The sequence below is a fragment of the Providencia sp. 2023EL-00965 genome (assembly GCF_033550225.1).
Taxonomy (GTDB): domain Bacteria; phylum Pseudomonadota; class Gammaproteobacteria; order Enterobacterales; family Enterobacteriaceae; genus Providencia; species Providencia manganoxydans.
Genome location: NZ_JAWUEH010000003.1, coordinates 81,311 through 106,127, shown reverse-complemented (window position 1 = coordinate 106,127; position 24,817 = coordinate 81,311). Strand labels below are relative to the sequence as shown.

41 protein-coding genes are annotated in these 24,817 nt (G+C 48.4%); 3 read left to right on the top strand and 38 right to left on the bottom strand.

From position 1 onward, the window contains the following. Positions 1–73: 73 nt before the first annotated feature. The 11 genes from SC428_RS05620 to SC428_RS05570 form a co-directional block, all read right to left on the bottom strand. Positions 74–1,360 carry a sel1 repeat family protein gene (locus SC428_RS05620; RefSeq protein WP_042847114.1) on the bottom strand — a complete coding sequence of 429 codons (1,287 nt, stop codon included), beginning with the start codon at positions 1,358–1,360 and terminating at the stop codon, positions 74–76. A gap of 95 nt (positions 1,361–1,455) precedes the next feature. Continuing rightward, on the bottom strand, positions 1,456–2,370 hold the full coding sequence (locus SC428_RS05615) for a tetratricopeptide repeat protein (protein WP_042847118.1): 915 nt from the start codon (positions 2,368–2,370) through the stop codon (positions 1,456–1,458). Positions 2,371–2,649: 279 nt separating this feature from the next. Continuing rightward, on the bottom strand, positions 2,650–3,282 hold the full coding sequence (locus tag SC428_RS05610) for a hypothetical protein (protein ID WP_052219367.1): 633 nt from the start codon (positions 3,280–3,282) through the stop codon (positions 2,650–2,652). Continuing rightward, positions 3,279–3,839, bottom strand: a complete 561-nt coding sequence (locus SC428_RS05605) for a hypothetical protein (RefSeq protein ID WP_052219368.1) — start codon at positions 3,837–3,839, stop codon at positions 3,279–3,281. The genes SC428_RS05610 and SC428_RS05605 overlap by 4 nt, the downstream gene beginning before the upstream one ends. Before the next feature lie 59 nt (positions 3,840–3,898). Continuing rightward, positions 3,899–4,075 carry a hypothetical protein gene (locus SC428_RS05600; protein ID WP_162762197.1) on the bottom strand — a complete coding sequence of 59 codons (177 nt, stop codon included), beginning with the start codon at positions 4,073–4,075 and terminating at the stop codon, positions 3,899–3,901. 106 nt (positions 4,076–4,181) lie between these two features. Beyond that, entirely contained in the window at positions 4,182–4,670 is a 489-nt protein-coding gene (locus SC428_RS05595) for a hypothetical protein (protein ID WP_166268109.1), read from the bottom strand. 335 nt (positions 4,671–5,005) lie between these two features. Next, positions 5,006–5,437 carry a hypothetical protein gene (locus SC428_RS05590; RefSeq protein ID WP_042847127.1) on the bottom strand — a complete coding sequence of 144 codons (432 nt, stop codon included), beginning with the start codon at positions 5,435–5,437 and terminating at the stop codon, positions 5,006–5,008. 6 nt (positions 5,438–5,443) lie between these two features. Then, positions 5,444–5,698 carry a hypothetical protein gene (locus SC428_RS05585; RefSeq protein ID WP_042847130.1) on the bottom strand — a complete coding sequence of 85 codons (255 nt, stop codon included), beginning with the start codon at positions 5,696–5,698 and terminating at the stop codon, positions 5,444–5,446. Continuing rightward, positions 5,695–6,252 carry a hypothetical protein gene (locus SC428_RS05580; protein ID WP_042847132.1) on the bottom strand — a complete coding sequence of 186 codons (558 nt, stop codon included), beginning with the start codon at positions 6,250–6,252 and terminating at the stop codon, positions 5,695–5,697. Before SC428_RS05580 ends, SC428_RS05585 begins: the two co-directional genes overlap by 4 nt. Further along, the gene (locus SC428_RS05575; protein WP_052219369.1) at positions 6,249–6,713 is read right to left on the bottom strand and encodes an ASCH domain-containing protein; all 465 of its coding nucleotides are present in this window, start codon (positions 6,711–6,713) and stop codon (positions 6,249–6,251) included. Before SC428_RS05575 ends, SC428_RS05580 begins: the two co-directional genes overlap by 4 nt. Beyond that, positions 6,710–7,012: a hypothetical protein gene (locus SC428_RS05570; RefSeq protein WP_042847133.1), complete on the bottom strand. Its 303-nt coding sequence runs from the start codon at positions 7,010–7,012 to the stop codon at positions 6,710–6,712. The genes SC428_RS05575 and SC428_RS05570 overlap by 4 nt, the downstream gene beginning before the upstream one ends. 326 nt (positions 7,013–7,338) lie before the next feature. On the opposite strand from SC428_RS05570, the gene SC428_RS05565 reads away from it, so the two are divergent. The 3 genes from SC428_RS05565 to SC428_RS05555 all read left to right on the top strand — a co-directional run bounded on the left by SC428_RS05565 (position 7,339) and on the right by SC428_RS05555 (position 9,625). Further along, on the top strand, positions 7,339–7,599 hold the full coding sequence (locus tag SC428_RS05565; protein WP_318706259.1) for a hypothetical protein: 261 nt from the start codon (positions 7,339–7,341) through the stop codon (positions 7,597–7,599). Positions 7,600–7,644: 45 nt separating this feature from the next. Next, positions 7,645–8,388: an HNH endonuclease gene (locus SC428_RS05560; RefSeq protein WP_318706257.1), complete on the top strand. Its 744-nt coding sequence runs from the start codon at positions 7,645–7,647 to the stop codon at positions 8,386–8,388. Positions 8,389–8,539: 151 nt separating this feature from the next. Beyond that, a complete protein-coding gene (locus SC428_RS05555) occupies positions 8,540–9,625 on the top strand; it encodes a hypothetical protein (RefSeq protein ID WP_042847135.1) in 1,086 nt (361 codons plus the stop codon). Positions 9,626–9,642: 17 nt separating this feature from the next. On the opposite strand, the gene SC428_RS05550 is transcribed toward SC428_RS05555, so the two are convergent. From SC428_RS05550 to SC428_RS05420, 27 genes are all read right to left on the bottom strand, one after another. Further along, complete coding sequence (locus tag SC428_RS05550; protein WP_042847137.1) at positions 9,643–9,972, bottom strand: hypothetical protein; 330 nt, start codon at positions 9,970–9,972, stop codon at positions 9,643–9,645. Further along, on the bottom strand, positions 9,969–10,742 hold the full coding sequence (locus tag SC428_RS05545; RefSeq protein WP_166268107.1) for a hypothetical protein: 774 nt from the start codon (positions 10,740–10,742) through the stop codon (positions 9,969–9,971). The genes SC428_RS05550 and SC428_RS05545 overlap by 4 nt, the downstream gene beginning before the upstream one ends. Beyond that, on the bottom strand, positions 10,729–11,307 hold the full coding sequence (locus SC428_RS05540) for a hypothetical protein (protein WP_042847139.1): 579 nt from the start codon (positions 11,305–11,307) through the stop codon (positions 10,729–10,731). The genes SC428_RS05545 and SC428_RS05540 overlap by 14 nt, the downstream gene beginning before the upstream one ends. A 108-nt stretch (positions 11,308–11,415) precedes the next feature. Further along, positions 11,416–11,940 (bottom strand): hypothetical protein, encoded by a 525-nt coding sequence (locus tag SC428_RS05535; protein WP_042847142.1) that lies wholly within the window; start codon positions 11,938–11,940, stop codon positions 11,416–11,418. Further along, positions 11,940–12,314, bottom strand: coding sequence for a hypothetical protein (locus SC428_RS05530; RefSeq protein ID WP_042847144.1), 375 nt, complete (start codon positions 12,312–12,314; stop codon positions 11,940–11,942). Before SC428_RS05530 ends, SC428_RS05535 begins: the two co-directional genes overlap by 1 nt. Positions 12,315–12,328: 14 nt before the next feature. Further along, positions 12,329–13,234 (bottom strand): DNA cytosine methyltransferase, encoded by a 906-nt coding sequence (locus SC428_RS05525; protein ID WP_080750912.1) that lies wholly within the window; start codon positions 13,232–13,234, stop codon positions 12,329–12,331. 10 nt (positions 13,235–13,244) lie between these two features. Further along, positions 13,245–13,466, bottom strand: a complete 222-nt coding sequence (locus SC428_RS05520) for a hypothetical protein (protein ID WP_042847145.1) — start codon at positions 13,464–13,466, stop codon at positions 13,245–13,247. A gap of 22 nt (positions 13,467–13,488) precedes the next feature. Further along, on the bottom strand, positions 13,489–13,677 hold the full coding sequence (locus tag SC428_RS05515) for a hypothetical protein (protein WP_042847147.1): 189 nt from the start codon (positions 13,675–13,677) through the stop codon (positions 13,489–13,491). 11 nt (positions 13,678–13,688) lie between these two features. Continuing rightward, complete coding sequence (locus tag SC428_RS05510; RefSeq protein ID WP_166268103.1) at positions 13,689–14,093, bottom strand: hypothetical protein; 405 nt, start codon at positions 14,091–14,093, stop codon at positions 13,689–13,691. 13 nt (positions 14,094–14,106) lie between these two features. After that, positions 14,107–14,436 (bottom strand): glutaredoxin domain-containing protein, encoded by a 330-nt coding sequence (locus SC428_RS05505; protein ID WP_052219372.1) that lies wholly within the window; start codon positions 14,434–14,436, stop codon positions 14,107–14,109. Positions 14,437–14,613: 177 nt separating this feature from the next. Then, positions 14,614–14,925, bottom strand: coding sequence for a hypothetical protein (locus SC428_RS05500; protein ID WP_042847150.1), 312 nt, complete (start codon positions 14,923–14,925; stop codon positions 14,614–14,616). Positions 14,926–14,982: 57 nt separating this feature from the next. Continuing rightward, on the bottom strand, positions 14,983–15,357 hold the full coding sequence (locus tag SC428_RS05495; protein ID WP_042847151.1) for a hypothetical protein: 375 nt from the start codon (positions 15,355–15,357) through the stop codon (positions 14,983–14,985). A gap of 78 nt (positions 15,358–15,435) precedes the next feature. Further along, complete coding sequence (locus SC428_RS05490) at positions 15,436–16,116, bottom strand: hypothetical protein (RefSeq protein WP_052219373.1); 681 nt, start codon at positions 16,114–16,116, stop codon at positions 15,436–15,438. Between the two features lie 40 nt (positions 16,117–16,156). Next, the gene (gene dinG / locus SC428_RS05485) at positions 16,157–18,217 is read right to left on the bottom strand and encodes an ATP-dependent DNA helicase DinG (RefSeq protein WP_072035186.1); all 2,061 of its coding nucleotides are present in this window, start codon (positions 18,215–18,217) and stop codon (positions 16,157–16,159) included. A gap of 106 nt (positions 18,218–18,323) precedes the next feature. After that, positions 18,324–18,632 carry a hypothetical protein gene (locus SC428_RS05480; RefSeq protein WP_042847153.1) on the bottom strand — a complete coding sequence of 103 codons (309 nt, stop codon included), beginning with the start codon at positions 18,630–18,632 and terminating at the stop codon, positions 18,324–18,326. A gap of 17 nt (positions 18,633–18,649) precedes the next feature. Further along, positions 18,650–18,928, bottom strand: a complete 279-nt coding sequence (locus SC428_RS05475; RefSeq protein WP_166268101.1) for a hypothetical protein — start codon at positions 18,926–18,928, stop codon at positions 18,650–18,652. Between the two features lie 276 nt (positions 18,929–19,204). Continuing rightward, entirely contained in the window at positions 19,205–20,224 is a 1,020-nt protein-coding gene (locus SC428_RS05470; RefSeq protein ID WP_042847158.1) for a ParB family protein, read from the bottom strand. 2 nt (positions 20,225–20,226) lie between these two features. Further along, the gene (locus SC428_RS05465; protein WP_042847160.1) at positions 20,227–21,474 is read right to left on the bottom strand and encodes a ParA family protein; all 1,248 of its coding nucleotides are present in this window, start codon (positions 21,472–21,474) and stop codon (positions 20,227–20,229) included. A 215-nt stretch (positions 21,475–21,689) separates the two neighbouring features. After that, positions 21,690–21,968 (bottom strand): hypothetical protein, encoded by a 279-nt coding sequence (locus SC428_RS05460; protein WP_042847162.1) that lies wholly within the window; start codon positions 21,966–21,968, stop codon positions 21,690–21,692. A 56-nt stretch (positions 21,969–22,024) separates the two neighbouring features. Then, a complete protein-coding gene (locus SC428_RS05455) occupies positions 22,025–22,369 on the bottom strand; it encodes a hypothetical protein (RefSeq protein ID WP_042847164.1) in 345 nt (114 codons plus the stop codon). Between the two features lie 105 nt (positions 22,370–22,474). Further along, positions 22,475–22,735 (bottom strand): hypothetical protein, encoded by a 261-nt coding sequence (locus SC428_RS05450; protein WP_042847166.1) that lies wholly within the window; start codon positions 22,733–22,735, stop codon positions 22,475–22,477. Between the two features lie 30 nt (positions 22,736–22,765). Next, complete coding sequence (locus SC428_RS05445) at positions 22,766–23,002, bottom strand: hypothetical protein (protein ID WP_042847168.1); 237 nt, start codon at positions 23,000–23,002, stop codon at positions 22,766–22,768. After that, positions 22,999–23,268 (bottom strand): hypothetical protein, encoded by a 270-nt coding sequence (locus SC428_RS05440; protein WP_042847169.1) that lies wholly within the window; start codon positions 23,266–23,268, stop codon positions 22,999–23,001. Before SC428_RS05440 ends, SC428_RS05445 begins: the two co-directional genes overlap by 4 nt. Before the next feature lie 50 nt (positions 23,269–23,318). Beyond that, the gene (locus SC428_RS05435) at positions 23,319–23,465 is read right to left on the bottom strand and encodes a hypothetical protein (RefSeq protein ID WP_161595377.1); all 147 of its coding nucleotides are present in this window, start codon (positions 23,463–23,465) and stop codon (positions 23,319–23,321) included. 120 nt (positions 23,466–23,585) lie between these two features. Next, positions 23,586–24,026, bottom strand: coding sequence for a hypothetical protein (locus tag SC428_RS05430; protein ID WP_042847174.1), 441 nt, complete (start codon positions 24,024–24,026; stop codon positions 23,586–23,588). A 208-nt stretch (positions 24,027–24,234) separates the two neighbouring features. Continuing rightward, positions 24,235–24,417, bottom strand: coding sequence for a hypothetical protein (locus SC428_RS05425; RefSeq protein WP_162762199.1), 183 nt, complete (start codon positions 24,415–24,417; stop codon positions 24,235–24,237). Positions 24,418–24,447: 30 nt separating this feature from the next. After that, the gene (locus SC428_RS05420; protein ID WP_162762190.1) at positions 24,448–24,753 is read right to left on the bottom strand and encodes a hypothetical protein; all 306 of its coding nucleotides are present in this window, start codon (positions 24,751–24,753) and stop codon (positions 24,448–24,450) included. Positions 24,754–24,817 lie beyond the last annotated feature (64 nt).

Genomic DNA, 24,817 nt, shown 5'->3' with positions numbered 1-24,817 from the left:
ATAGGCTACTGCACAAGAAACCTAGCAAAAACTAACAATTTACAGCGCTAGGTATCTAAGAGAGATGGAAGAGTTAATCTAAGTGTTTGTTAAAGATATGATTGAATAGATTTTTAACTAGATTGCACCTTAACTTGATTATATCGCTAAAGTCCTCCGTTTTTCTAAGAGGTATGGTGACATGATCAAAAATGTCACTAAAAAGCGATGCGTTAGGGGTCAGCTCCTCCCCTCCATTTCGATAGAACTCACTGTTGGGTGATATTTCATGGACATATTGCTGCGCTAATTCATTACCTATAGATGCACAATCGAGCTCATATCTTATCCAGCTAACAATATCACCTTCGCTTAAGCTATTAATTAAGAAGAAATAAAAGAAGTATAAAACAGTTCCGTCATGTAAGTGACTTGCTTCATTTAATACCAGAGGGTAGTTGGATAGGTCGGCAGACAGTTCCTTAGCTTTTACCAGTTCTTTTATGTGCCTCAGAGCCCCTTGATGTCCTTCATCTTGTGATTTTATGAACAATTGCATGGAATCTTCATAGCTATAATCACATCCATTTCCATTTTTATACATTAGTGCCAAATTGAATGTAGCTGAAGTATGTCCATATTTAGATGCAATCTTAAAATTATTAAAGGCCATTTTAAAATCAGCTATTTTTAGATATTCAACACCTTGTTCATATATTTTATTTGCTGATTCGTTATCGCTTTTAATGCAACTTGAAGACACAGAGTATTCAGTATTGGTTTTAGGGTAACAGTACACCTGTGCTTCAGGTTCACTATGTGTAGTTTGTTTGGTATGCCAAAATTTTTCCTTCAGCAAATCCCCTTCCCCTTGCTCGAAAGTATCTTCACTAATTAAATAACCAAAGGTTTGGTTGGCGTTAATCAGAAAATTTGTACTGTTTTTATTATATAATTTATATGTGTACTCATACTGAACTGAATATCCTTCCCACGAAAACACACCATTAATACGATTGCTGGAAAAGAATCGCATCAAAGATTGCCCAACAAATTCAAATCTATCTTGTAAGTTAGCTTGTAGAGTGAACATTATATAGGCGTCATTTTCATCAAAGCCAATAAAGACTTGCACTTCATCCTTTGTTGTTTCACCTAAGTATTTGTAGTTCACTACGCGACCTTTGAAAAGGCGGTCACCACCACGATCGACCTCAAAGAGGTTTTCTATTTCATGGTTTACATACAAAACATCGCCATTCTTAATTATAAAGAGGATATCCACTTCGGCATCGTTTAATCGCGCTCCGTTACTCAAAATTTTCTTATCTACCAGAGGTTTACGGTTTGGTCTGGAAAATATCTTATTGAAGAATCCCATTTTAAATTCCCTATTACTAGTGAGATGTTATAAACCTAATTAAACCTGTTAAATCATGCGCTTAAATACTCTTTTTTAATGGGGTAACTATATTGTTATTCCTCTAATCTATCGCAGGCCTTGTTACTTCCAAGCGAACATGACTTCTTAAATAGTTTGTTAGCTTTTGATTTATCCTTTTCAACTCCGTTACCTGTTAAATACAGCAAGCCGAGAAAGTAATTTGCATCTGCATTTCCTTGCGCTGCTGATTTCTCAAACCAGTATTTTGATTTTTTATAATCTTCTTTGACATACCCATTTGAGTCACCATACATAAATCCCAATTGCAATTGAGCATAGGCATTCCCTTGCTTGGCCGATAATTCAAACCATTTAAAAGCTTCCTCATAATTATGGCTGTTATAATAGTGTGAGCCAAGGCCATATTGAGCTTGGTCATTTCCTTGTTCAGCCTCCCTTTTAAGTATTTTTAATGGTTTATCATCCATTATTCCAACTGTACTTTTACCATTTTCAGTTTGATTATTTAACCTTGCCAGTACATCAGCAGCCTCTTTAACTCCTCTGCTCGAGGCTGACTGAAGGTATTTAATACCTAAGACTTCATTTTGCTTCACCCCCTCACCGACCATGTACATAGAGCCCAAAACTACGTCAGCTTGGCCAGAACCGTTCTCAGACGCTCTCTTTAGCCAATACAAAGCTTTTGAGTAGTCTCGTTTCCCGTCATAGCCCATATAGTAAAAAAATCCAGCCTGAGCTTGAGCTTCAGGGTTATTTTGTTCTGCTGATTTCATATACCATTTAATCGCCTCTTCGGGGTTTCTTTCGACTAGCCGCCCCTCTAGGTATACATTGCCTAAAGCTTGTTGAGAAAGAGCATCGCCATTGTTTGCCAGGGTTGTTAGTTTAGATATCAAGGATTGCTCACTTTTGACAGGCAAATTATTAGCAGTAGCACTGAGGCTTAATATCAATGTTAGCGATATAAAAAAAATCCGTTTCATATGTAAACCCTTTAATTGCTTATAAATACTTGGTGATTTTTGATAATTATACGTATCAACCTAAGATTGGCTGATCAAGCTGAAAAGTCTAAGAAATAGTATTTTTAATACCTTTAATTAAAGACAATAAAATAACGTATTTTTTCAGTATACATAAGGGGAATTTTGATATCCTCACGTACAGGTCATCAGCTGTTAATGATTAAAAAAAGCCCGACATAATGGGGTCACTTCATAAGCAGGACTTTCTGGGGGAAGTAGGAAAAAGAAGGAGAGGTGTTATTTTTGTACTTTGACCGCTTCAGCCTTCATGGCTGCATCAATTTGTTCTCGCAGCTTAGTGGCGTGATGATCATCCTCTTCATCGGTTATGGTTTGGGCTGTGAACATAGCCTCACTTCCATAGCGAAGCGGTTTTCTAACCGCAACATGATGCGCCACCAGCCAATTCATGCGCCGGGCATCGTCTGCTAACGTGTAACAGCTACTTACAGGCTGAGCAAGCAATGCGGTGCGGTAGGCGTTCCAGCCTTTGCACTCAGCAATAGCTTCGATAACCTCTCTATCTTGGCTGGTAGTGTCGAGATCTGAATAATCGACAGCATCTGGCACTGCTGGCGCTGGTGGAACGGCGACATTGCATAGAGCAGCACGTAGACCGACCTTGATTTCTTCTAGTTCGTCGTTGCCGATACTGCCATCAGTCAGGGCGTGATGAAAGTCGAGCGCCATCCGTTCTGTTACTTGAACTGCCTGAGCCTCTCGGCTCGCCCGCCCTTTCCACCCTTCCCACATGGCCGCAGCCATCATAAACCAGACGTTGCCACAGCTGTCTTTTTTGTTGTCGAAGAACCAATTCACAAAGTCCATCGACATGGCGTTATCTTTGGCAAACTGCTCACGTTCGGTCATGCTATCGTTTCCTCTGACTGCCCGGCCAAAGCCAGGTGCTGTTGCAGTGCAGCCCGAACGATGTCAAACATGCTATTCAGGCGGATAAAGACTGGGTTCGGCACCGTCGGCCACGGCAGGTACCACGGTTCAGTGCTGAAGTATGGCACCTCACTGATCACTGAAGAATAGGCACAGACTGTGCTTTTGATATCGTCAGATCCGTCGATTTCCTCCCAGCACACACGGGCTTGGTCTTTGGATAACTCCCCTTCCCGGCGCAGGCGCAGCACTTCACTGAACATGAAACGCATATTCGCCTCATTGTCATTGTCGATTTCGCTGCTCACGTTACCGGCCATGCAATTGACCAGGTAATCATTGCCGCAGTCACAGAAAAACTGCTCAACGGAGCGGTCGCTCATTGCGAACCAGGAGCCTGTCCACGCCTTGCCCTCACACGTTATCGTGATTCGGCCACGCCCAGGCCCGTAGTTTTCAGTCACCACGCGGATCGGGTCAAAGTCCCGAAGCTCGCTGATCTCAAGGCTCATCACCTTGGTTTCAGTTACTTTCATCGTCATTACCTTTTGTATAAGTTGACTTTCATCAGCGCGCGGGTGGCTTAAGCCAACATCTACTGATCGGTTAGTTTTACCAGCAAATTCCACATCACAACTTCTTCATCAGTGGCCGGACAGCACCCACCGCCAGACTTCCATTGTTTGACCCAAATACCCGAACGGTCTTCAATGAAAAAATCCAGATCCTGGAGAATTGGATTTTCCGCTGGCTTCTCTTTTGCAATTGGCATGATTAACAACCCCAATAATTTTCAGAAAGATAGAACACGGTACTTTAACGCTTGAATTTTTGAGTCTAACACCGGGTTCACCTTCCGGGAATTACTGACATTGCTTTTAACTCTGCTTGATTTCAGTAGGCAGATCCGCCTCAGGTGAAGCACACATCGCCGCAGCATACTGACGGGTAGCGACATCAATGTCGTCTTCAGTCTTTTTCGCTGACTTCGGCCCGTTGTCTGGGTGGCGAAGGTGTTCACGGTAGATCGCAGGCCACTGCACTGCGAGCATCGCCCGCAGCTGTTCGTCGGTCGGTTTTTTCGGTACCAGCATAAACCCGACAGGAATATGCAGCGCTGGTGGAGCGGCAAACACCGGCACCGGGTTTGTAATGCGATCGGCACGGTCAACCGGATAAATGAAGCCTTTGCCGTTTTCGGCATAACCCAATGGAGGCGCTTCCTTCAGTTCGGCCAGCTCTTCCAAAGCATCAGCATTATCCCGCAGCCGTTTCGTTTGCTCGGAATAGCCCATGTCTTCCCAGCGCAACGCCTCCAGACGAAATGCCGCAGCGCGCGTTTTTAACTGCTCTACTGTCATTGCCATTACGATTTCCTGTTTTGCTACGTCAATTAGAGGGTATGTGGCTTTTCAAACAGCTCACGGAACTGGTATGAACCATCGGTATGAATAGCCCGCATACGTTGGTACAGCGATTCGTTAGGGATGGAGTGCCGGCGCTCCACATACTGCGATCGGAAGAACTATACCGGTATTGATACTCCGCCACCGGCATAGGCGCTGTTGCCCTGTATAGTTCCGCCTCCACAGAGGCCTTTTCACGGCGCGCAGTGTCCAGGTCTGTCTGAAGCTGAATAACCCAGCGCGCGAGCTCACCGGTTTCATTCCGGAGGCGGCTCAGGTCTTGAATCTGGTATTTGTCAATTTTGCCCATTAGCAGGGAATCCCTTTTCAGTGAAGAAAGCCAGCCCTTCGGAGTACATCTGCTTCAGTTCAGCAGAACCCGGCTCAGCAGCGCACTCCGGCGACCATTTCGCCATGTCGGCCAGACCGACAACCAGCTTTTTAACGATCACACGCTGAATGTATTCCCGTCGCTCTTCCAACAACCAGGCAGAAGCTTCAGTCATGTAGAAATGCAGGGTCTTGGCGAAGCCCACTCGCTCTGTCGTTTCAGCCCGGCCAGCCAGATAGTCGCAGCGTGCGATCGCAATGCTCAGACCATCTTCAGTGAGTGCATAAGCACTATCCCCCTCGGAGTGGGTTACACCGGACTTCATCACGCAGTAAGCATCTTTATCGCGCAACACCCAAAATTTTCCATTCTCGTGAACGATGTCTTTTTCCTGCATGGGGTATTACTCCTGCTTTACAGCCGAATCGAAGTCAGTTGCCCGGAACGAACGGCAGGTATTGAAGATTGCCCAGCAATTGGGACAGTTAACTTTTGCGCCACGAGGTGCGGGTTTGGTTTCCATCGCCGTGTCGCTCAGGCCACCATCAAGGCCGCACAGAGTCGTATAGCCGCCACCCGTGCCCAAATCCCCCACGGGCAAGTGAACATGCTCTTCCCCGCCGTCTTCCAGCAAAGTCACAACAACCAGGCGGCTCATCGGGCATCTTCCACGACTTTGAAGTCGATCACCCAAACCATCGGATTGGCCTCCCAGCAGTCAACGCCGTGGATAACCGACCACTTACGGGCGAACACATCGGCCAGGCAGTCACCGCTGCGGGTATCCCTGATAGAACAGCCTTCCCTCAGCGCATCGGCATCACTGATGTCGCGAAGGGGCTCAATACGAACCGCCGTAATCTCCAGCGTAATTCGCGACTCAAACTGCGTCATTTGCTGCGCCGGAAACCAGCGTTTAACTTTATTGGCTGAGCCATCTTCAAGGTCTGCACGATAGACCAGTCGCACACCGCAATCGCCATAGGTTTCACGGACCCACAACCGATCGCCTACATGCCCGAAACGACAGAAAAACGTCGGCCCAAACTTGGGGGGCAAAACCTTATCCACCAGCGCGCGCTGGCGTTTGGTCAGGGATTCCGGGAAGGTATCGAGGCAGATTTCTTTGATCAGTTGGCGGGTTTGCACCTTCTGGCCGCTGTGGATTGCCCGTACCTGTTCGTCGGTGAAATTGATAGGAAACAGTTTCATGCCCTTTCCCCCTGCAAACATGCTGCTTTGGTTTCGGTATCATCCGTATGCTCATTAGGTACGAGCAAGCTGAATACCGCATGTGGACGAAGGCCAGTCTCGAAAAAGCTCAGTCGGCCGCGAATAGACACTGGCTTCAGCGTCTTGGCATCCGCCAGCGTGAAGCCTTTCGGCCCGAAGAACCACGGAGATTCGCTCTCTTCGACACAGCCTGTGATTGTGGCTACGCCGACAATCGCGCCGTAAGATAAATACTTTCTTTCAGGCAGCATCAGGGAATCGCCATATTTGGCGCGCAGGATCTCCCGCGCCTTTTCCATGTCGGCTTTGGATGCCAGTTGCGCACTGGCGTGAATGAGCACCGGTCCGCGCTGGTGGGTGTTCCAGCTGCGGTTTTCGATGTCCTTGTGGCCGTGAGTGATAAGCCATGCCCACGGCTGTCGGATAGATAATGCTTTCATGCTTTGGCATCCTTCGCTTCGGAGCGCTTAGCTGCACTCAAAATGGCTTCCACCACGGATTGTGCGATAACGGAGCTACCCAGACCGCCGACATATTTCACGATCTGTTCACGGAACGCCACAGCACCCGGAGCGCTGATCGTTTGGCTTATTTCAGCGCGCTGCGCCGCATCAATCACTTCATTAGCCCAATCGCGGTCGAACCCTGGCATTGCAGGCAAACGTGACACAACATCAGACGGCAGCGCGTCGATGTAATCGCGCATTGCAATGACAACTTCCAGCAGTTCGTTTTTCATGTCAGATCCTTATCGCGCTGATGGCGCATAAATTATTTATGGATTGTGTGGCGGTGTTGCTTGCCGTGAAACCAGTATTACCCCACCCGTTCAGCTGACGAAGTTATTGAAGGCGCCTATTTTATTGCTTACCGATCTGATTTTTGGCATGAGGCATGAGTGATGTATAGAATGGATATTTTGTGTTGGAAGGTTTGGCACTCACAACCTTCCATACACTTTAATTTGATAGTTGTCATTCGCTACAGTTGCGTTAATGAATTATAGTGAACGTCGTAACGGAATCTGTTATTACTCAGCTCAATTCATTTTTGCTAGAGGGGCTTATGGAATTAAATAAAAATGGCTATCCAACTGGCTTGCTAGTGCGGGCGGTTTGGGACTGTTGTGATGATCTTTATGAAAAACTTGGCCGCGCTCCTAGCCGTCAGGAATTTAACAATGAAATACGAAAACGTGAGCCCCATCGAACTGGTATTAGCACTCATTCTCGGCAATGGGGAGAATGGATTCGTTTTCATAACTTTTCAACTTATGTAGCAGACATTCCGGGGATTATTCCTGAAGAAATGCTTCATCCTCAATAACTTCGTGTTTGGTATGCTGTCACTCAGCTTAGTTCTGCTTCAGCAGTGGATATTGTCAAATGGATTCTTAATAGCAATGCTCCGTTAAAGGAATCTGAAGTTCGTATTCAATTAGATGCATTAACAGTTAACAGCAAGGCCAGATATAGATATCTTGGTAGCCGCAAAAATGCACGTTCTGATCAGGGCAGCCCATATGACTTATTATTCCGTACAGGAAAATTGAGAAATACAAGATATGAGCTATATGTTCAGGAGCTTCATGGAGTTTGGGATATTAGTGATGATGGCAAAACGCCAAAGCGCATTATTTCCCCTAGGCAATGTGATCGCTTAGTTGTGGAAGCTAGGGATGAATTATTTGCTGATTTATCTGAAGAAGAAGTTGATTCCCGATTAAAAGCTTTACGTGAAGTTGTTATTCGACAAGGCCAGCCAGCGTTCAGAAGAAAGCTGATTGAAGCTTATGAGGGTAAGTGCGCTGTGACAGGGTGTTCTATCCAAGTGTTATTAGAGGCTGCTCATATAATTCCCTATGAAGGCCTCTGGCACACCCAAGTCCAGCATGGATTGTTACTTAAAACAGACATTCATACTCTTTTTGACCGAGGCTTGCTTTGGATTGATTCCAAAATGTTAATTAGGTTATCTGATTTGTTAGCTGGAACAGAATATGCAGAACTTGATGGGCAAAAACTAAGATTACCAAGTGATAAACGACATTGGCCATTAGAAATTCACTTGGAAGAACATCGTCAATATTGTAATGAAGAATTAAATGAAAATTAATATCTTTTTTATTCCTTATTTACTGGAACTCCAATCAACCCCCGATGTTCTGTTATGAGGAAAGCAGAGCTATCGTACTATCTTTGGCAGCCTTATCGTGCCAAGTATGGCATATTCAAGAGGGGGAAACCTCTGAAAGGAGATATAACCAATGTTTCGTGTTGATGTAGAAAATAAGTCATTAATCAAACTAAAACCAACAAGCTTTTCGGAGCTTGGGCTAAAGGAACGCTTTGATATTCAGGAGTGGATCGAAAAAAGTCCAACTATTTTAGGCCAGGAACTCCTTGTTATTGGAAAAGAGGTCACCCTTACTTCCAACAAGCGTCTTGATTTGCTTTGCGTGAATAAATCGGCAGCACTTGTTATTGTAGAACTAAAAAGGGATGATTCAGGCTCGTCCGTTGAATGGCAGGCAATAAAATATGCATCGTATTGCTCAAGCCTTTTACCCAGTGAGATTTTTAAGCAATACGCGTCGTATTTAGGTAAATCAGAATTTGATGCAACAAAAGAAATTGAGCAATTTATCGATGCTGATATCACGTCACTTAACACTAAACAGCATATTATCTTGGCCTCAAAGGAGTTCAATTCGGAAGTCATCTCAGCAGTATTATGGTTGCGAGAATATGGTGTAGACATTCAATGCACTCGCTTGGCTCCATATGTTGATTCCAATGGGGAGCTATTTATTAAGCCTGAAACGATTATTCCGTTACCGGAGGCTAAAGATTATATTGAACGAAAAGAAGTTAAGCAAAGAGTCATTGCTTCAAGTCAAGATGATTGGACTGGTAGTTGGTTCGTGAATGTAGGTGAATGCGAATATAGAACTTGGGATGATAATAGAAAATTTGGATTCATTGGCGCAGGTCAAGGGAAAGTGTATTCATCTGCGCTTAAGCGACTTGCAGTTGGTGACAAAATTTATGCTTACATGAAGGGATGTGGTTATGTCGGTTTTGGAGAAGTAACCAAATCAGCAGTTATGATTCGCGATTTCATTACTGATTCAAATGTTCCTCTTCTCTCTGCCGGATTAAAAGCGCAATACCCAGACGAAAACGCTGACAATGAAGAGCTTTCAGAATGGGTTGTTGGTGTTCGCTGGATCAAACAACTTCCGAAAGAGCAGGCGAAAACGTTTTCAGGCGTCTTCGCGAACCAAAATGTCGTTTGTAAATTACGGCATGAGCAGACATTAAAATTTGTACAATCCCAACTTGGTCAGTAAGAACTGCTAAGTTGGGACTATAACTGCCTACTTTCACCTTTCAGTTCGCTGATCATCTGCTCAGCCAATACCGCCGCAGAGCGCGCCTGGTTAATCAGCGCCGTGCTCATGCTGTCGTCCACTAGCTGATTAGCGCGCTGGTACATGCGAGCAACAAAGCGCTCCAACCCAGCGATTTCAGCCCCAGCCAGCAAAGGTGCAACGCCTTCAGTCAGCTGGTTAAGCGCTTCGTGCATACCGTCCACAAAGCCTTCGCAGTAGTCGCCGCTTTTACCTGTGCGATCGCTCACGCAGTCCATATCATCGCCATCCAACATCCGGCGCATCGTTGCCTTCAGGTTGTTCATTGGCCGTTCCCTACATGTTCCGCCAGCACAAGGAGGCGACGACCGACGGCCTTGACAACTTCCTGGCTAGTTTCACGCGTCATTTCCTGCGCAATGTTACCGGCATGGTTTGCCGCTGCGATGGTGGCATCCTTCTTGATTTTCCGCAGGCCGCGTTCAATCGCCGGGTAGTCCGTGTTGTGGAGAGCGTCGTTTGCGATCATAGCCGCAGTACCGGCCGCGCCTTTGTCCGTCACGTCGATGTGCTCAAGAATGGCCGCATGAGCATCTTTCAGCATTTTACCTTCAGCCATCAGCTGTTCCACTTCAGACGTCGGGATGTAACCTTTCGTCGGGCTGTTTTCCAGTGCAGGCATCAGTGCATAGCCACAAACCTGAGTGATGTGACGGCCCACGCTGTCTTCCGGCCCCACTTCGCGCAGGTCGGTCTGACTGGCGCGTTGCACGACGATACCCCAAACAACCTGGTCTGTTTCTTCAGGCCAGCCGTCACAGGCCTCTCCCCGGTAGTAGTCGATATGCTCTTCAGCGGCTTTTCGGGCTTTGTCGGCGCTGTCGTGCTCATCGTAACCGCCGTCGGTACTGTAGGAGAAAAACTCCAAACCGTCGGTCACGCGCTTGAGCTCTTCCACCAGATGGATGTTCTCAGCGCGCATCTGCTCGCCTTCAGTCAATTTGCGCGCCAGATAATTCACCAGCGGCTCGTTGACCTTCATGTCGCGAGGAATGCATTTGCCGTCCAGCAGACCTTGGATCTCAATTGGTGTCATCTTTCTTCTCCTGATATACCAGTTTGCCAGTCAAAATGGCGTCGCGGATGGTGTTGAACTCCTTCGCCCAATACTGCGAATCGACGAAAATTTCCAACTTGTTGTAGTCGTGCTTTTTGCGTTGAATGAAGGCCTGCGCGGCTTCGCGCGTGAAGTGTGCGTTGACGTATTCCCACTCCCAGACGTAGCCGGTTACGGTATGCTCTGGTAACTCGCCGAGCACATCCCATTGCTGATCGACGCGAATAGCCAGAAAATCAGCTTGGTATTCGGCCTGGCATTTTTGGTTGAGCTCGTTTCGCTCGTCCGTATCCAGGTCATCCCAGTATTCTTGGGGGCTAAACCAGCGAGCATCATCTACGGCCACCAGCCGGTCTTCGATGTAGTCCATATCCAGCCCCGTGATCAGGCGTTTCTTTTGAACGACGAACAACGGGTCTGCGGTACAGTGCTCATCAACGCCTTTGCCGACGCAGTGATATTTCAGGCGGGAGACAAAATCAGCCCAGGTTTCCGCGTTTAATGGCGCACCGGTCGCGAGCGAGGGTTTCTGTTCAGTAGTCATTGTTTCGTTTTTCCATCCAAAGGGCGCTTATATTCCACAACCAGTATCGCCCCGCCCTCTCAGCCAACGAAGCTATTGCAGGTACAAAAAAAGGGGCTTTCGCCCCTGTCATTTGCAACATGACCAGAAATGTTTGGCGTGCTCTCCTGGCAATGTATATTGCTTCAGCGGCGAGACGAACTCAGTCAGCAGCGGATCCCTCATCCAGACGTTGAACAGCGTCGTTAACGTGAGCACTTCATTTTTAAAGCACTCACCTTCAGCCAGATCGCGCGCGCGGATGCGGGCTTCAGGCGACAGTGTTTGCCCCGCAATCTTCTCCAGAAAATTCACCAGTTCTAAAGGGATCCGGCCTAGCGATGATGGTGCAGGTGGCTCATTTAACAGGTGAGTGATGATTTTGAGCCAATCATCATTGTTAACGACCACCAGGGGGATATTGCCAGGACGGAAATACTCAACCGATACAGCCCCGCCGTCATAGGCCTTAACCGTTGCACAATCGGATAAGACAGCCCTGTTTTTGCCTATCACATAATACCCCTGGTGATCGCTGTGCGTGCAGGTGTGAATTATCCGCAGCCCCGCTTCCAGTATCTGTTCGCTGGTGGTTTTAGCTGGTGAGTGGCTCATTACTGCATATCCTTTTTTTCCTGCCGACGGTATAGCGCTGTAACGATGAACACAATCAGCGCGGCCATAATGAGTGGGTTTTTAAACGGTGGTTCAAAGGGACCGAAACCGATCACGATCGGCCCGCCAAGGGCACACGCCCACAGCGATAACCAATAGATGGTTTCAGGGAAGTTCTCTCGGACAGAAGGCCTGGAAAAAATGAGAACATGAGAAACCAGCGCAATCGCGACTCCCATCCACAGTGAGTTGATATCCAACGCTCCCAGAATTCCCGCGACGCCTGCACCAAACAGTGCGTATGCCAAAGCGGCATACTGAACCAGCATGGCAAGTTCCCGACGGTCGGCTTTTTGCTCTTCCGTTAATTTCATCTTTTTCTCCAGGGTTAATGAATGAGGGAAAACTTATCGCTAACCTGCGCCATGTAGCGGATCATCTCAATCCCTACCCACTCGCCGACGTAGGTGCTGACACCGTTACCGATCTGCTTATACGCGGAGGTATCGCATACCGGGAATTCAAACCAGTCTGGAACCCCTTGCAAACGTGCATATTCACGCACTGAATACGGACGCGCTCCCAGAGGGAAACGTTTATCAACGACTAATCGTGTCGATTTATCCTTTGCATAGTGAGCTACACACGTCGGCGCGATATCGTCTTTGGCCGGGTCGCTAATGATGGGTAAATCGCGATATCCGCCCTGTAGGCGTGTTTCTACCGACTTAGGGATACGAACATCCGGGTTATCCTCTAAAATCGCGCTGAGGGGGATTGGGCGCGTATTTTCCGGCGGGCGGATATCGAACGGGCGTCGTGTGCCAATGATGATCAGGCGGTGCCGACGCTGCGGTACCCACAGCTCAGATTTCACGGGGCAGAATACCTGAATGAAATAGCCCGCCAGCTTGGTCATGGCTTCCATAACGACCGGGAAAGCCTGCATGCCCGGCACGTTTTCAATGACATAGAACTCAGGCCGGGCGACAGCCAGGTGGCGCAGTGCGTGAAGGAATAGCTCATCACCCGTTCGCGTGCCGTGGATGTCGCCGATCGTCGAATACTTCGTACAGGGATAGGTAAACGACATGCCGTGGCAGCTATCCTGCTCCAGCACCATTTCCTGTGTGATATCGCAGTGTTTGATATGGTCGCCCAGGTTGTGGCGATAGGTCTTAACGGCATCTTCGTCCAGTTCGAAAGACTGGGCGATCTGAATACCGGCATTCTTCAGGCCGATATCCATCAGCCCGGCACCGCAAAAATAACTGTTCATCAGAACTGGTGACATTCGACTTTCCTCAGAGATGGTCGATGATTTCTATGGCTATGCTCAGCCATATTGCACAGAGAGAAAGTGACAACATCACGCGGTAACGTTTAGGAATGTCATTCTCGCTGTTGAATTGAAAAAGGGCCCAACCGAATATCACACTCATCAGCCCAAGAAGAAAATAACCCAGGGTAGCGTGCCCTTCTGGTGTTTTACCGATAGCCGATAAAATCTGGTTTAAATGGCCCATTAATGACAAATCGCCTTAAGGTCTAAGCAAAGTTAATCCAAAGAATTGTGGCAATTGCACCCAGCCCAGCAATTCCGCCCGCCACCATCAGACCCAATGATGGGCGAGGGATACAGCACGCTACGACGAAAAAGAGGATGAAAAAGGCCAACATAACAATGGCAAAGGGTGAAATGCCACTCGCTCCTGATACAAAGTCGTGTACAGTCATTATCGATACTCTTAGTGATTGGTTTGACGTTCAGCGGCATACAGGCGAGCCAGAATGCCATCCAGCGCGCCATCCAGCGCTTTGTAAAACGAATCTGTGCCAGCCATTTCGTCACGCATATCCAGCAGCGCTTCCAGCTCGGCATCGTCGATCGGCTGCACGGCATTGCTGGTGGCCGACACTACTTCGCCCGGATCAACAGGAACCCCGGCTTTAAACAGTACGTCGATAGCGTCCTGTCGGTACATCACCGGACGGCCGGAAGGCGGCGTCCAGTTGATAGGCTCCAGCATCACTTTCATTTCGACTTTTGCATCCACCAGCGCTTGTGTCAGCTCGGCGAGCAAGACAACGTCAGCCCCGCTTGGTGGTTGAAGCCCTAAGGCTGGAGGGATTGCGACGGTTTGATAGCTCACGGCATTCACCTTCTTACTTGGCTTCGCCAGGAGCCGAAAACAGTTCAGGCTCGCGCATCTCGATCATGACACACATCCGGGTATAACCAGAGATAGCATCGCCTTCTGGCTTTCCGTCAATCAGCGCCTTGATACAATCGGGGCGATAACCCGACCAGGACACCGCTTCGCCTGCATCAGGCTCCACCAGCACAACCGGCGCAGACTTGAAGCCCATATTGCGGAACAGCTCGCGATGAATTTCGATGCTGCCTTCTACGAACTCAACACCGTTTGCGGCCAGGCGCTCTTTGGTCATACGGCAAGGCTGGCAATTTGGGAGGCTGAAGATAATGACTTTCATGGTGACCCCTGTTATCGGTTAGTTTGTTTACCTGCAACCAGTATCCCCTCCCCCCAACGGCTGACGAAGCATTTGACATAAAAAAAGCACCTCGAAAGATGCTTTTATTTTGGTATTTTAAAACGCCAGGCCCGCATGATGTTTGGTGGAAAAATGGGGGGCGCTGCAACCGTGCTTTTACTGATAATTGGAAAGTGGTTGACCGATCATCCCAGTGACCTTCAACAGTTCTCCAGCGGTGACTGTGCGCAGCATTTCGGAGCGCCCGAACTTAACGTAATCCTCACGGGACATGGTTTTGTAATCCGGATGTGGCCTGTCGTTACAAAGCTGCCAATTCTGGTCAGCGCTATCGCGGCGAAGCACGAAGACATCGACCGACATGTGCAGGCCAGCGCCAAACATTGCCGTAGCAACAATTTTTGCCTGCGAACCATCATTGCGCTGAATAAGCTGTTCCGCTTTGGTGACCAGTTCTTGTTCTTTCATTTTTCGTTCCTCAGCTGGTGGTTGTCATAAACAGGGGGAACCCCCCTGCCCTATTGGTTATGGACGGTCTTCCAGTGCCAGGATCTGTTTATCAATCGCCTGAAGCTGTGCAGCGAAACGCTTTTCGATTTCGTTACGCAGTGCCTGATAGGCAAGTAGCTTGGTCGAATACAGCGGCAAGCCACCGTAGAATTCAGTTGGGTTACCGGCCGCGCCGTGTGAGTTAGGTTTTGACCAGGCCGGATAAATAGCAATGGTTTCACCTTTGAACGAACCGATCTTGGCAGCGTCGTAGGTAAAGCCAGTAGTTTTACCTGAAGCCGGGATAGCAATATCAGGCTGAACCTGATCAGTAACACGCAGAGCAGCAAGAAGAGTTTTCATGATGATTCCCTTATGTTGTTTGTTTTGTTTACCTGCAATCAGTATCATCCCACTCCACCCGCTGACGAATAGCTAAAACAAAAAAAGCACCAAAAAAGGTGCTTTCTATGCATAGTGGGATTTGCCTTACAACGACAGTTCGTTAATCCTGCCCTCCGGCCGTTTACCCAAGGTCGTCATCTCGCCGAATTCAAAGAGGCCGCAAATCTCTTCCCCGATCGGAGCCACCAGCACGCGCCAGCGACCTGTACCATTCTCACCCCAAAGCTTAACACCAGCAGCGTCCAGCTCTTCTTCTGTGGCGAAGAACTTTGCTCCTTCCAGTTTATCGACAGCGATCAGTAACTGGCTATCTACCGTAAAGCATATCCCGTGCTGGTTCATGAAGAACAAACGACGTTGTGCATCACGGGTAGAGATAATAGTTTCCCCGTTTGGTAGCGGGGTGGCTGAAGTGGTTTTCACACTAATCAACCGCCCTGCTTTCTCCAGTCCACCGATCAGGATACCTACGGCATTGGTCAAATCGCTGTAAGGCGGTAAACCCACCAGCTTTTGGAAAGCCATACGTTCATCGTGTGTTTTCAGCTCCGTAGTGCGAGTATGAATTTTACCATCGTCGTGATCGGCTGCGCCCTGCTCTGCCAGAATTTTTTGCAGCATCAGGTTGCCTGCTGTCCCAGGGTCATTCCACAGTTTCTCGCCCTTCAGTAGGTTTTCGGCAAACAGGCTGCTTGTGGAAAAAGGTGCGGGCACTTTGCCTACAAACTGAAATACCACAGTGATGACACTTTCATACTTTTCCATTACACACCTATTCATTCGTTTTGTTTACCGAATGATACCACTATCTGATCACACGGCGAAACGGCGGAAGCGAGTCGAGAATGTTCTGGCCGTACCGTGTGTTCTTGATGCGAGAGTCCAGTATCGTCACTGCACCTGTATCGGTCTCGGTTCGGATGAGTCGCCCCACAGCCTGGATAAGTTTGATACACGCCTGAGGAACGGTTATTTCTTCAAAGGTGTTACGCCCCGCCTTCTCCATCCACTCAGTCATCGTCTGACTAACCGGATCGCTCGGTACGCTAAATGGCAGCTTGGCAATAATCACGTTATCGCAGTAATCCCCAGGCAGGTCCACGCCTTCACTGAAAGAGGCCATGCCGAAGATAATGCTTGGCTCGCCACGATCAATACGCAGCTTATGACGGGAAACGATTTCCGTTTTCGGCATCGTGGTCTGCATGAGGATGTGCTCTTTGATGTCCTCCGGCATACCCTCACACACCTCTGTCATTTGCTTGCGGGATGAAAACAGCACCAGACATCCTTTACGCCGTAACATCAGCTTAGGCATCAACTCGATCAGCTCATCGGTATGCGCCTCGGCATTCTTTGGGGTACTGCGCATCCTGGGTACGAACAGAACACCGTTGTTCTCGTAGTCGAACGGGCTTCTCGCCAGCAACGTTGGCGTGTCCATTTTCAAACCCGCTTCATTCAGGTAGGCATTGAAGTTGCCCATTGTCCGCAAAGTCGCTGAAGTAATGATCACCCCATAGGCTTCGTTCCACAGCTCTCTATCCAATTGCTCACCAGCATGCACTGGGCTGCTATGAATAATGACCTCGGATTTATTGTCACGCTTGATGTTTACCCAGCGCGCTACCGGTACTGCAAACTCACCTTTCTTCGCCGGGGCAGCAAAACGACTCATCGCTTCAAGCAAGTTTTCTACACGGTTCTTTAAATCACCGATAGCCATTTTGTGGCGGGCATTATCCTCAGCGACAATTTTATCGCCTGCCTCATCAATGATGATTATCATTTTCTCAACCAAACTCTGCATTTGGTTTGCCAGGTACAGCCCGTTTTTAAACAGTGCGCGCACATCATTGGGTACGTCACCTTCAGGGAACCGATAGACGTCAATGTTACCGTGGTCGTTCCGGAAGTTGAGTGAAGATAAAAGAGTTCCGCGAACTGTCATCATCTCGGCAGCCGTGTCCGATGCCAGCGCCACCAGCTTGTAAACGTGGTCATTCATCTTCTCACCGTAAGGGGTCTGCATGTCCATCACCATGTCACTGACGTCACCCAACCAGCGCGCCGTGTTATCCAACGAGGCATTTGCGGCAAAGTGCTCAATGGCCTTACTTGTAAGGTGATGGCCTTCGTCGAAAACGTAGATGGTTTCTTTCGGCGGTGGCAGGATGACACCACCACCCAAAGACAGATCGCTCAAAACGATATCGTGGTTAGCTATCACCACATCGACTTCTTCCAGTCGGCTACGCGCGGCAAAGAAGGGGCAGTTTTTGTAATGCGGGCATTTAATCTTAGGGCACTGGCTGGCGACCGCATTAACTTTGTTCCAGGATTTGTCGGCAAGCTCCAGCGGATATGTATCACGCTCACCATTCCAGTCACCACTTGCGAATTCGTTACCCAGACTCGTCATGTCGTCGCGAACGTAACCATACGCATTATGCTCGGCATCGACGTGCGCATCGTAGCGCAGTCGGCAGAAGTAACGGCCACGACCTTTCGCCATAGCGTATGAAAATTTAAGACCGCCCTGGCTTTGGATTTCCGGCAGGTCTTTAACGACAACTTGCTCCTGAAGCGCCACGGTTGCTGTAGACAGAACGAGAGTCTTTCCCTTTTCCATCGCCAACGGGATCAGCGGCAGGCAGTACCCCAGCGTTTTACCGGTGCCGGTACCGGCTTCAACTACACCGACAATAGGCTTGTCGTTATCTTCGGGAATGTTGGTAATGATGGATGAGCAAAAGCGGATCATGTCTTGTTGACCAGCACGCGGCTTCAGTCCCTTGGATTCCAGGAAGTTGCTGTATGCTTTTGCCGTTTGTTCTTCGGCGGTCAATTTGGTTTTGCTGCTCATCGTTCTATCCCATAGATTTATTATTTACTGATTTAATTTTATCGCACCACCAGCGCTGACAAAGTGACATCCAAAATTAAACCGCCACAAAGGCGGTTTAGTTCACTTACTCCACAAACCAGAGCGAGGCAAGATAGGCGCACCCGGCAATCTTTTGTTCGTGCTTCGGGTCGAAGCTTTTCAGGATAACCACGATATGCGCCAGCGCCCATTTCAGTTCGACACCTTCCTTGGCTGCTGGTGGGCATTCAAGCCCGTGGTAAAACCAACGCTCAATGAATGCAATCCAGGGGTTCTTTCCCTGTTTGAATTCGTCAGGGATGAGATCCCATTTTGGCAGAAACTTTTCAATGTCCGGAGGCCCAAATGCCAGAATGACCTGTGTGATGTTCTCGTTCGGCGTCCACGTCTTCATGATTTTCCTTTCCAGCGTCAGGATTTGGTTTTCAGTGATTCGGCAATTTTGGTGAGCACCGCACGCAGCTGAGTTTCATCGGCGATGATAGCCGGGATGGCGTTCAGGCATTCCTGGGGCAGGTAGATATTACCGAAGAATACCAGCTGATCTTGAGTTGGTTGGAAGCTGCAAATCCACTCCCAATCGTTATTGGTTTCCCAAATACACAGCAACTCGGTACCGTCGTTGTTTTCGGTCGTCAGTTCCAAACCGCGACGCTCGGCAAAGCTATGGGTTGTCTTTGAGATCTGCATTTTTAATCCACGAGTAAGGGCGGTATTGAGTTCTATTATCCAGCAGTTCTACAGTTGACGAAGGGGGATGGAGGTGTTTTTTGTTTTGGCGAACAAGGGGGTGGTTTTTATTGGTTTTTCTTCTGCTTTAGTTGATATTCTATCGTAACACGCTGTTTATTAAGCGATTTTAAACTTTGGTTTTTTTGGCGAAAAAAATGGTTTTTGCTACAGGAAATGAGGGGAGGGGAGGGCTGTAAAGAAAAAGCCACCGGGGTAGGTGGCTTAGAAAAGAACTTACTCACTGTCTTCCTGAAGACTTTTTGTTAGCTTCAGACGTATCAGACGCTCTATGTCTTCGACGACTTTTTGATTGAGCCTGTTAAACTCAAAGCGGACTTTCCGGCCGTTACCACTGTAACTGATTCGTGCATACTGATCCTTGTTCTCGAATGCGACAATATCAGATGTTTTCCATGCAGCGGCGGGCTTCGCTTTATCAGCCATGATTTCCAACATAGTGGCTACTTCTTCCAGGATATCTTTCTGCGTCTCCTGAATATTCTCAACAGGCTTGTCCTTACGGTTGTCTTGGACTTCCTGGCACAGCTCACCAATGTCGATCATTTCCTTCTTCGCCGAACCCTGCACCTTCGCTAAACGGCTATAGAAAGTATTCGGGATACCTTCGCAATCTGGGAACAGAGCGATCAGGCGAGGGTCGATTTGGGCAGCTTGAATCCGCTTACGGACAGACTCGGTACTAATGCCGATATGCTGCGCAAGTTCCTCATTGGTCGTGAAACCATTCTCTTCCATCAGTTTCAAATACTGCATACCAACTTCGCGATACGAGAATTTGCGAGAGCTTTGTGCGGCGCTGATGATAGAGAAGATATCTTCGTTTGAGATATCGTTTGGTAATACCCACAGCGGTAAATCAGCTGATAGCTTTTCACAGCAGTAGCGGCGTCGGCTACCTTCAATGAGTTGATAGATTCCATCTACGCGGACAGCGATACCTTCGGTATCCACCCCTCTTTCCCTGATCTGCTCAAGGATGTCACGCATGGAGTTCTCGTCGAGCGCTTCCTGGTTGCGTGGGTTGAGGGCGTGAACCACTGTTTGCTCAGATACTTTACTGCCAGGAACGACAACATGCTCGGCATCGACTTTACGGCCATCTTTTAAGGTGAATGTTCTCTTAGGTGCGCCTGCACCCCGCAGTGGTGGTAATCCGCTTTTTTGCTCAAAGCCGGTTCGCTTGCCTGCACCCAGATACATATCCTTGCTTGTGCCTCTTTCTACGTCGGTCATTTTTATTTCTCACTTTTCGCCGAAAAACTTTTGATTTCATTAATAAATTGCTGATACACAGAAGTGACTGACATTTCTGCCATGTCAAATTGTTTTGCAGGGCACAGGTCTTCTGACTTCTTGATATCCAAGACGGTGCGGCCTCGTTCGGCCGCAGCAACAAACGCTTCAGAGTGTTTGATGTTCGTAGTCATAAACTTGTCCTGCACAGTTCGCACCAGCTTATTCAGAGTGCGAACTTCGTGCTGGCTTTTATCATCGACATTAACAGCCAGCACCTTCATCCATTTGATGTTTTCACCCCTGGATGGAAGTTGTTGCAGACGAGCGCCGATCGTCAACATGTAGTTCGTCGTGGATGCAAAGTCATATTCACGCGGAGTGATAGGAACGAGAAGGGCGTCGGCGGCTTCGTTCGTAGACCAGATAATTGGTGAGTCCTGCGGTGGGGTGTCGATGAAGATTAGGTCGTAATGCTGTTTCAGCACAGGGATAACAACATCTCTAAAGCGCGTTAAAAGCGTATTGCGCTCTTCCTTGTTCAACCGCCAATAGGTATCAGTAAAACGGTCATCAGTAGGGAAGGCCGTGATGACGTCCATATTTGGCAGGTGAGTGCTAAACGGAATGTTGGCAATGATGTCCGCTTCTGAGTAACCGGCGTTGATGTACTGTGAGAAATCACCCTCAGGCTCGTATTCGGCTAACAGCACATCAGTGATAGTCAGATAGATATCATCTTCGCTGGTGGAGCGGATCAGGTTGTTACCGATAGACCCTTGGGGGTCAAGGTCAATGATGCAGCAACGCGCGTTCAGATTTAAATCCAAAGCTGACGCCAAGGCGATCGTCGCGGTCGTGGTACTTTTGCCTGTACCACCTTTGTGGTTTTCAACGACGATAACCCGAGACTCATACATGTCGGAGTAACGGGGCGCGCCCAACTCATTCATGATGGCCTGCACGTCAAATCGTGTGTAAAGGTGGTTTTTGTTTTGGAAGATAGGCTCACCAATAATTTTCTGATCTTGTAACTCGGTCAGAATTTTAGTGAACGTATTACGTGACTTGCCGAAGAAATCAGCGAGCATCGTTTTGTTCAGGCAATGGTTATAAATGAGTCTATCTAAGCCATCTACCTGCTCATCAGTGACCTTGATGGTATTGGCTTCGGTGATGGATTCTTTCAGAGAAATTTGCTCGGCTTTCATTCGCTGGCCGATGACCAGGATTTGATCAAGAATTGACATAAATAGCCCTCTAATTGTTTTTCATTATTATTAATGCAAATTGAGCGCAAGACAAGGTAAAAGTGCATTGTAATGCATAATTATTAAATATTCGCATCGTGAATGTCAGGGTGGGGGTTGGCGAACAAGGGGGTTGTTTTCACATTTAAAAGATAGGTCACCCCCTCCAATGCACTGGCATTACTGTGTTTGAGAGGGAATGTACGTTTGACGAATTATTGAGTCTGTAACGCAGCGACTTCCGCTCTTGTGGCAAGGCGCTGACTACCAAACAACCCCTTGATCAGAACAGGTTTCTCTTTTTTCCATCCCTTGATGGAGTTCAAGCCAAACGGCTTCGGCTTGTTGTGATTCCAGCTTGCGATAACACTGGTCTCATTGACCTCGACGATCAGGACAGGGTGTACAGACACGGTGGGAATATTCGTGCTCCCCAGTTTGTGGCGAGTGATAGACCATACGGTATCGCCCACCTTCAGTTTGCTAATGACCATAGCAGAGTTCCCGGCAGATAAAATGAAGCCGCCCGCAGGCGGCTGGTGGATGGACGTTAGGAGTTAACCCAGCTGGTGGTTTGCTCCAGCGCGAACTTAACGATGTCACATTGGTAAACGTGCCCCTCGTTAGCATCGTTCGCGATCTTAGCGCCGATAACTTCAGCCACTTCGTAATACCAGATGCCCGGCCCTTCTTTCCCGGTGAAGGTCTCATCGCACTCTTCAACGATGTCGATAGCCAGTTCACGGATCCAATCGGCACATTCGATTTCACCACCACCAGCAACGTTGAAGTCGATACGTTCCTGCGCGGTGTCATCATTCACGATGAGTGGGACGCGGGTTTCGTTGAAGCTGCTGAAGATGAACATCGCGACCAGAGTTGGGTTCAGAGACATGGTGTATCCTCGTTTGTGTTATCAGTTGTTGGACTTCCAGTATCCACCAGCACCAACCGGTGACGAAGGCAAAAGGATGAAAAAAACATATTTATTACCGCTGCATCACTTGAGGGTTACCGCAGTTCCGATATACAGCATGCCGCCGTTCAGGAGTGGTGTTGCTTTAACACCGTACACGGCATTCGCCTCGCCATTTGACGCCTCGGATGCAGCCGCACTTAATTCCTCCAATGCGACGCGAGCTTGCCTTGACGGTATCACTCCCCGCCTATTGGCTTCAAAATTAGCGATGACTTGAACCATCCCATGAATTTTTTGTATGGCATAAATATCAGGAATGAGATCGGTTGTAAGTATCAGCATTGTTCTACCTCACGCGACTTGATTCACTCGCTACGCAGCGGGTGGAACTTCTTTAACGACCAAGATCTCAACTTCAGCGCCCTGTTCCTTTTGCGTTAACTCGACACAGCGCAACGCCGCAGATTTTGCAGAGCACCACGAGTGCGCATACCAGTCACGCTCTCCAGTTCGGCAGGCAACAGCATGGGTAGCTTTCCACGTCAGTTCCGCTTCTTGCACTTTGCCATTTGGCAGTGTGCAGTAAAATTTGCGCAGCCCCTTTTTCATTTGTCACCGTCCTGTTGGGCAATACCCAGAGCTGCGATCTCTTTGCGAATATGGTCAAAGCCAGCCCCAGTATTCACATCATAATCACTGACTACCGCATTCAGCACCTGTACCTGTTCGGCTGGAGTAAGGGCGCGTTCCAGGGAAAGGTCAGAAGCAACATCCGCGACGTTTTCGAGCGTCAGTGTATCGATGGCAATCATCTGGCCTTCTTTGAAATTGCTCATCAGATAATTGATCAGGTACTCACGAGTGCCGAAATTCATACAAATTCCTCAGATTGGGAAATTAGCCCCCGTAACCGGAGGCGATACAATTACGCTCGACGGCAATATGCCTGTCTGAGTTTAAAGGCTTCTTCAGCAAGATTGAATGCCACGTTAGCCGCTTCGCTATCCCTCGGCCCCGATGGACGGTTATTGTCCCAAAGGGTAGATGCCACACCCGTAAGCGCGCTTGCCAAGAGTGAATCGAAAACAGCTTGTACCTCGTCAGAGGTGATGATTATCTCATATCCCATTATTGCCTCGTTATTGGTATAGGGAAGGGGGAGTGACCGCCGGAGCGGTCAGTCGTCAGTCAATTAAGCTGCGAGGAACGTGATCTCATACGAACTCAGTTTATCGTCACGTTCCATGCCTTCAGTCAGCGCGATGATTTCTTGCCAGAGGGCTTTGGTCTTCTCACCGCCACCTTCAACCATGCCATCGACCTTCAGGTAGCGTTCTGGGTGGGTGACGGTCAATCTGCGCTTCACGGGATCCCAGCCACTGTAATGACTGATTTGAATATCGATATCCGCCAGCTTTTCCGGCGCGGTACGTTTGAGGTTAAGCACAGCATCGAAGGTAAAGACAATACGGTCGTTATTGTCTTCGGTGTCGTACCAGACCGTGTAACGAGGCTTCTGACGCACACCGCGACCGGAGCGACCCCAATTGGTCGTGTGCTGACGGATGGATAGCAGGGTACGTTTATGGGAAGTGATACCTGCGTAACGTAACAACTCAGCTAAAGTATGCATCGGTTTTCCTCGTGTTATTTGTTTTGTTTACTCATTAAATTCTCACACGACCCGAACTGCTGACGAAGTGAATCACGATAAAAAATACGCGCCCTTTCATCCCATTCCCCAGGAAAACCAGAGCCAAACTCTTGGCCGCAAAATTGGCAAGCAGACATACCCCGCTCGACGCGCGTTCGGGCAGGGTATCGAGTTTTGAAATGGCTAATCAGTGTAGGGATTTCACCAATAGGCCGTTATCGCGGGCATGTATTAGCAAAGCATTGTGCCGTGACTGTACATCTGCCAAGTCACTTACGCTGCCGTTAGTGATCAGCCAACCATTGGTGCCTGGGGTGCTGTATTGCACCATGCGCTTGCCACCCGCCTGAGTGTAACGGTGTGCGCGCACCTCTATACCCTGAGGAAACATACCTACCCCCTAACTTCGCTCAATGAGGAATTGCATAGCATCATCGTTGCTACGCAGAACAACGTCTTTGTGCTCCACCCACTTGAAAGCACCGTTACTGCATTGGACAGGATCCCTGACAATCAGCGAACCATCAGCGCCAATGACATACTCATACCCAGCTTCTGCAATTGCTAAGCGATAATTGGAAGCCACCAGCATTAACAGTGTGTCGAATACTCCAGAGGCCAAGGCTTTTTTAGCGGCTTGAATGCGTGCCGATGTTCCGGCGTTTGGTTCCAACTGCTGAATACGCGTTGCATCTTCCAGGAGCATTACGATCAGGCCCTTCAGTTCGTCAATCATGGAGGTAACTCTCAATGCAGGGTGCCCCGAAGAG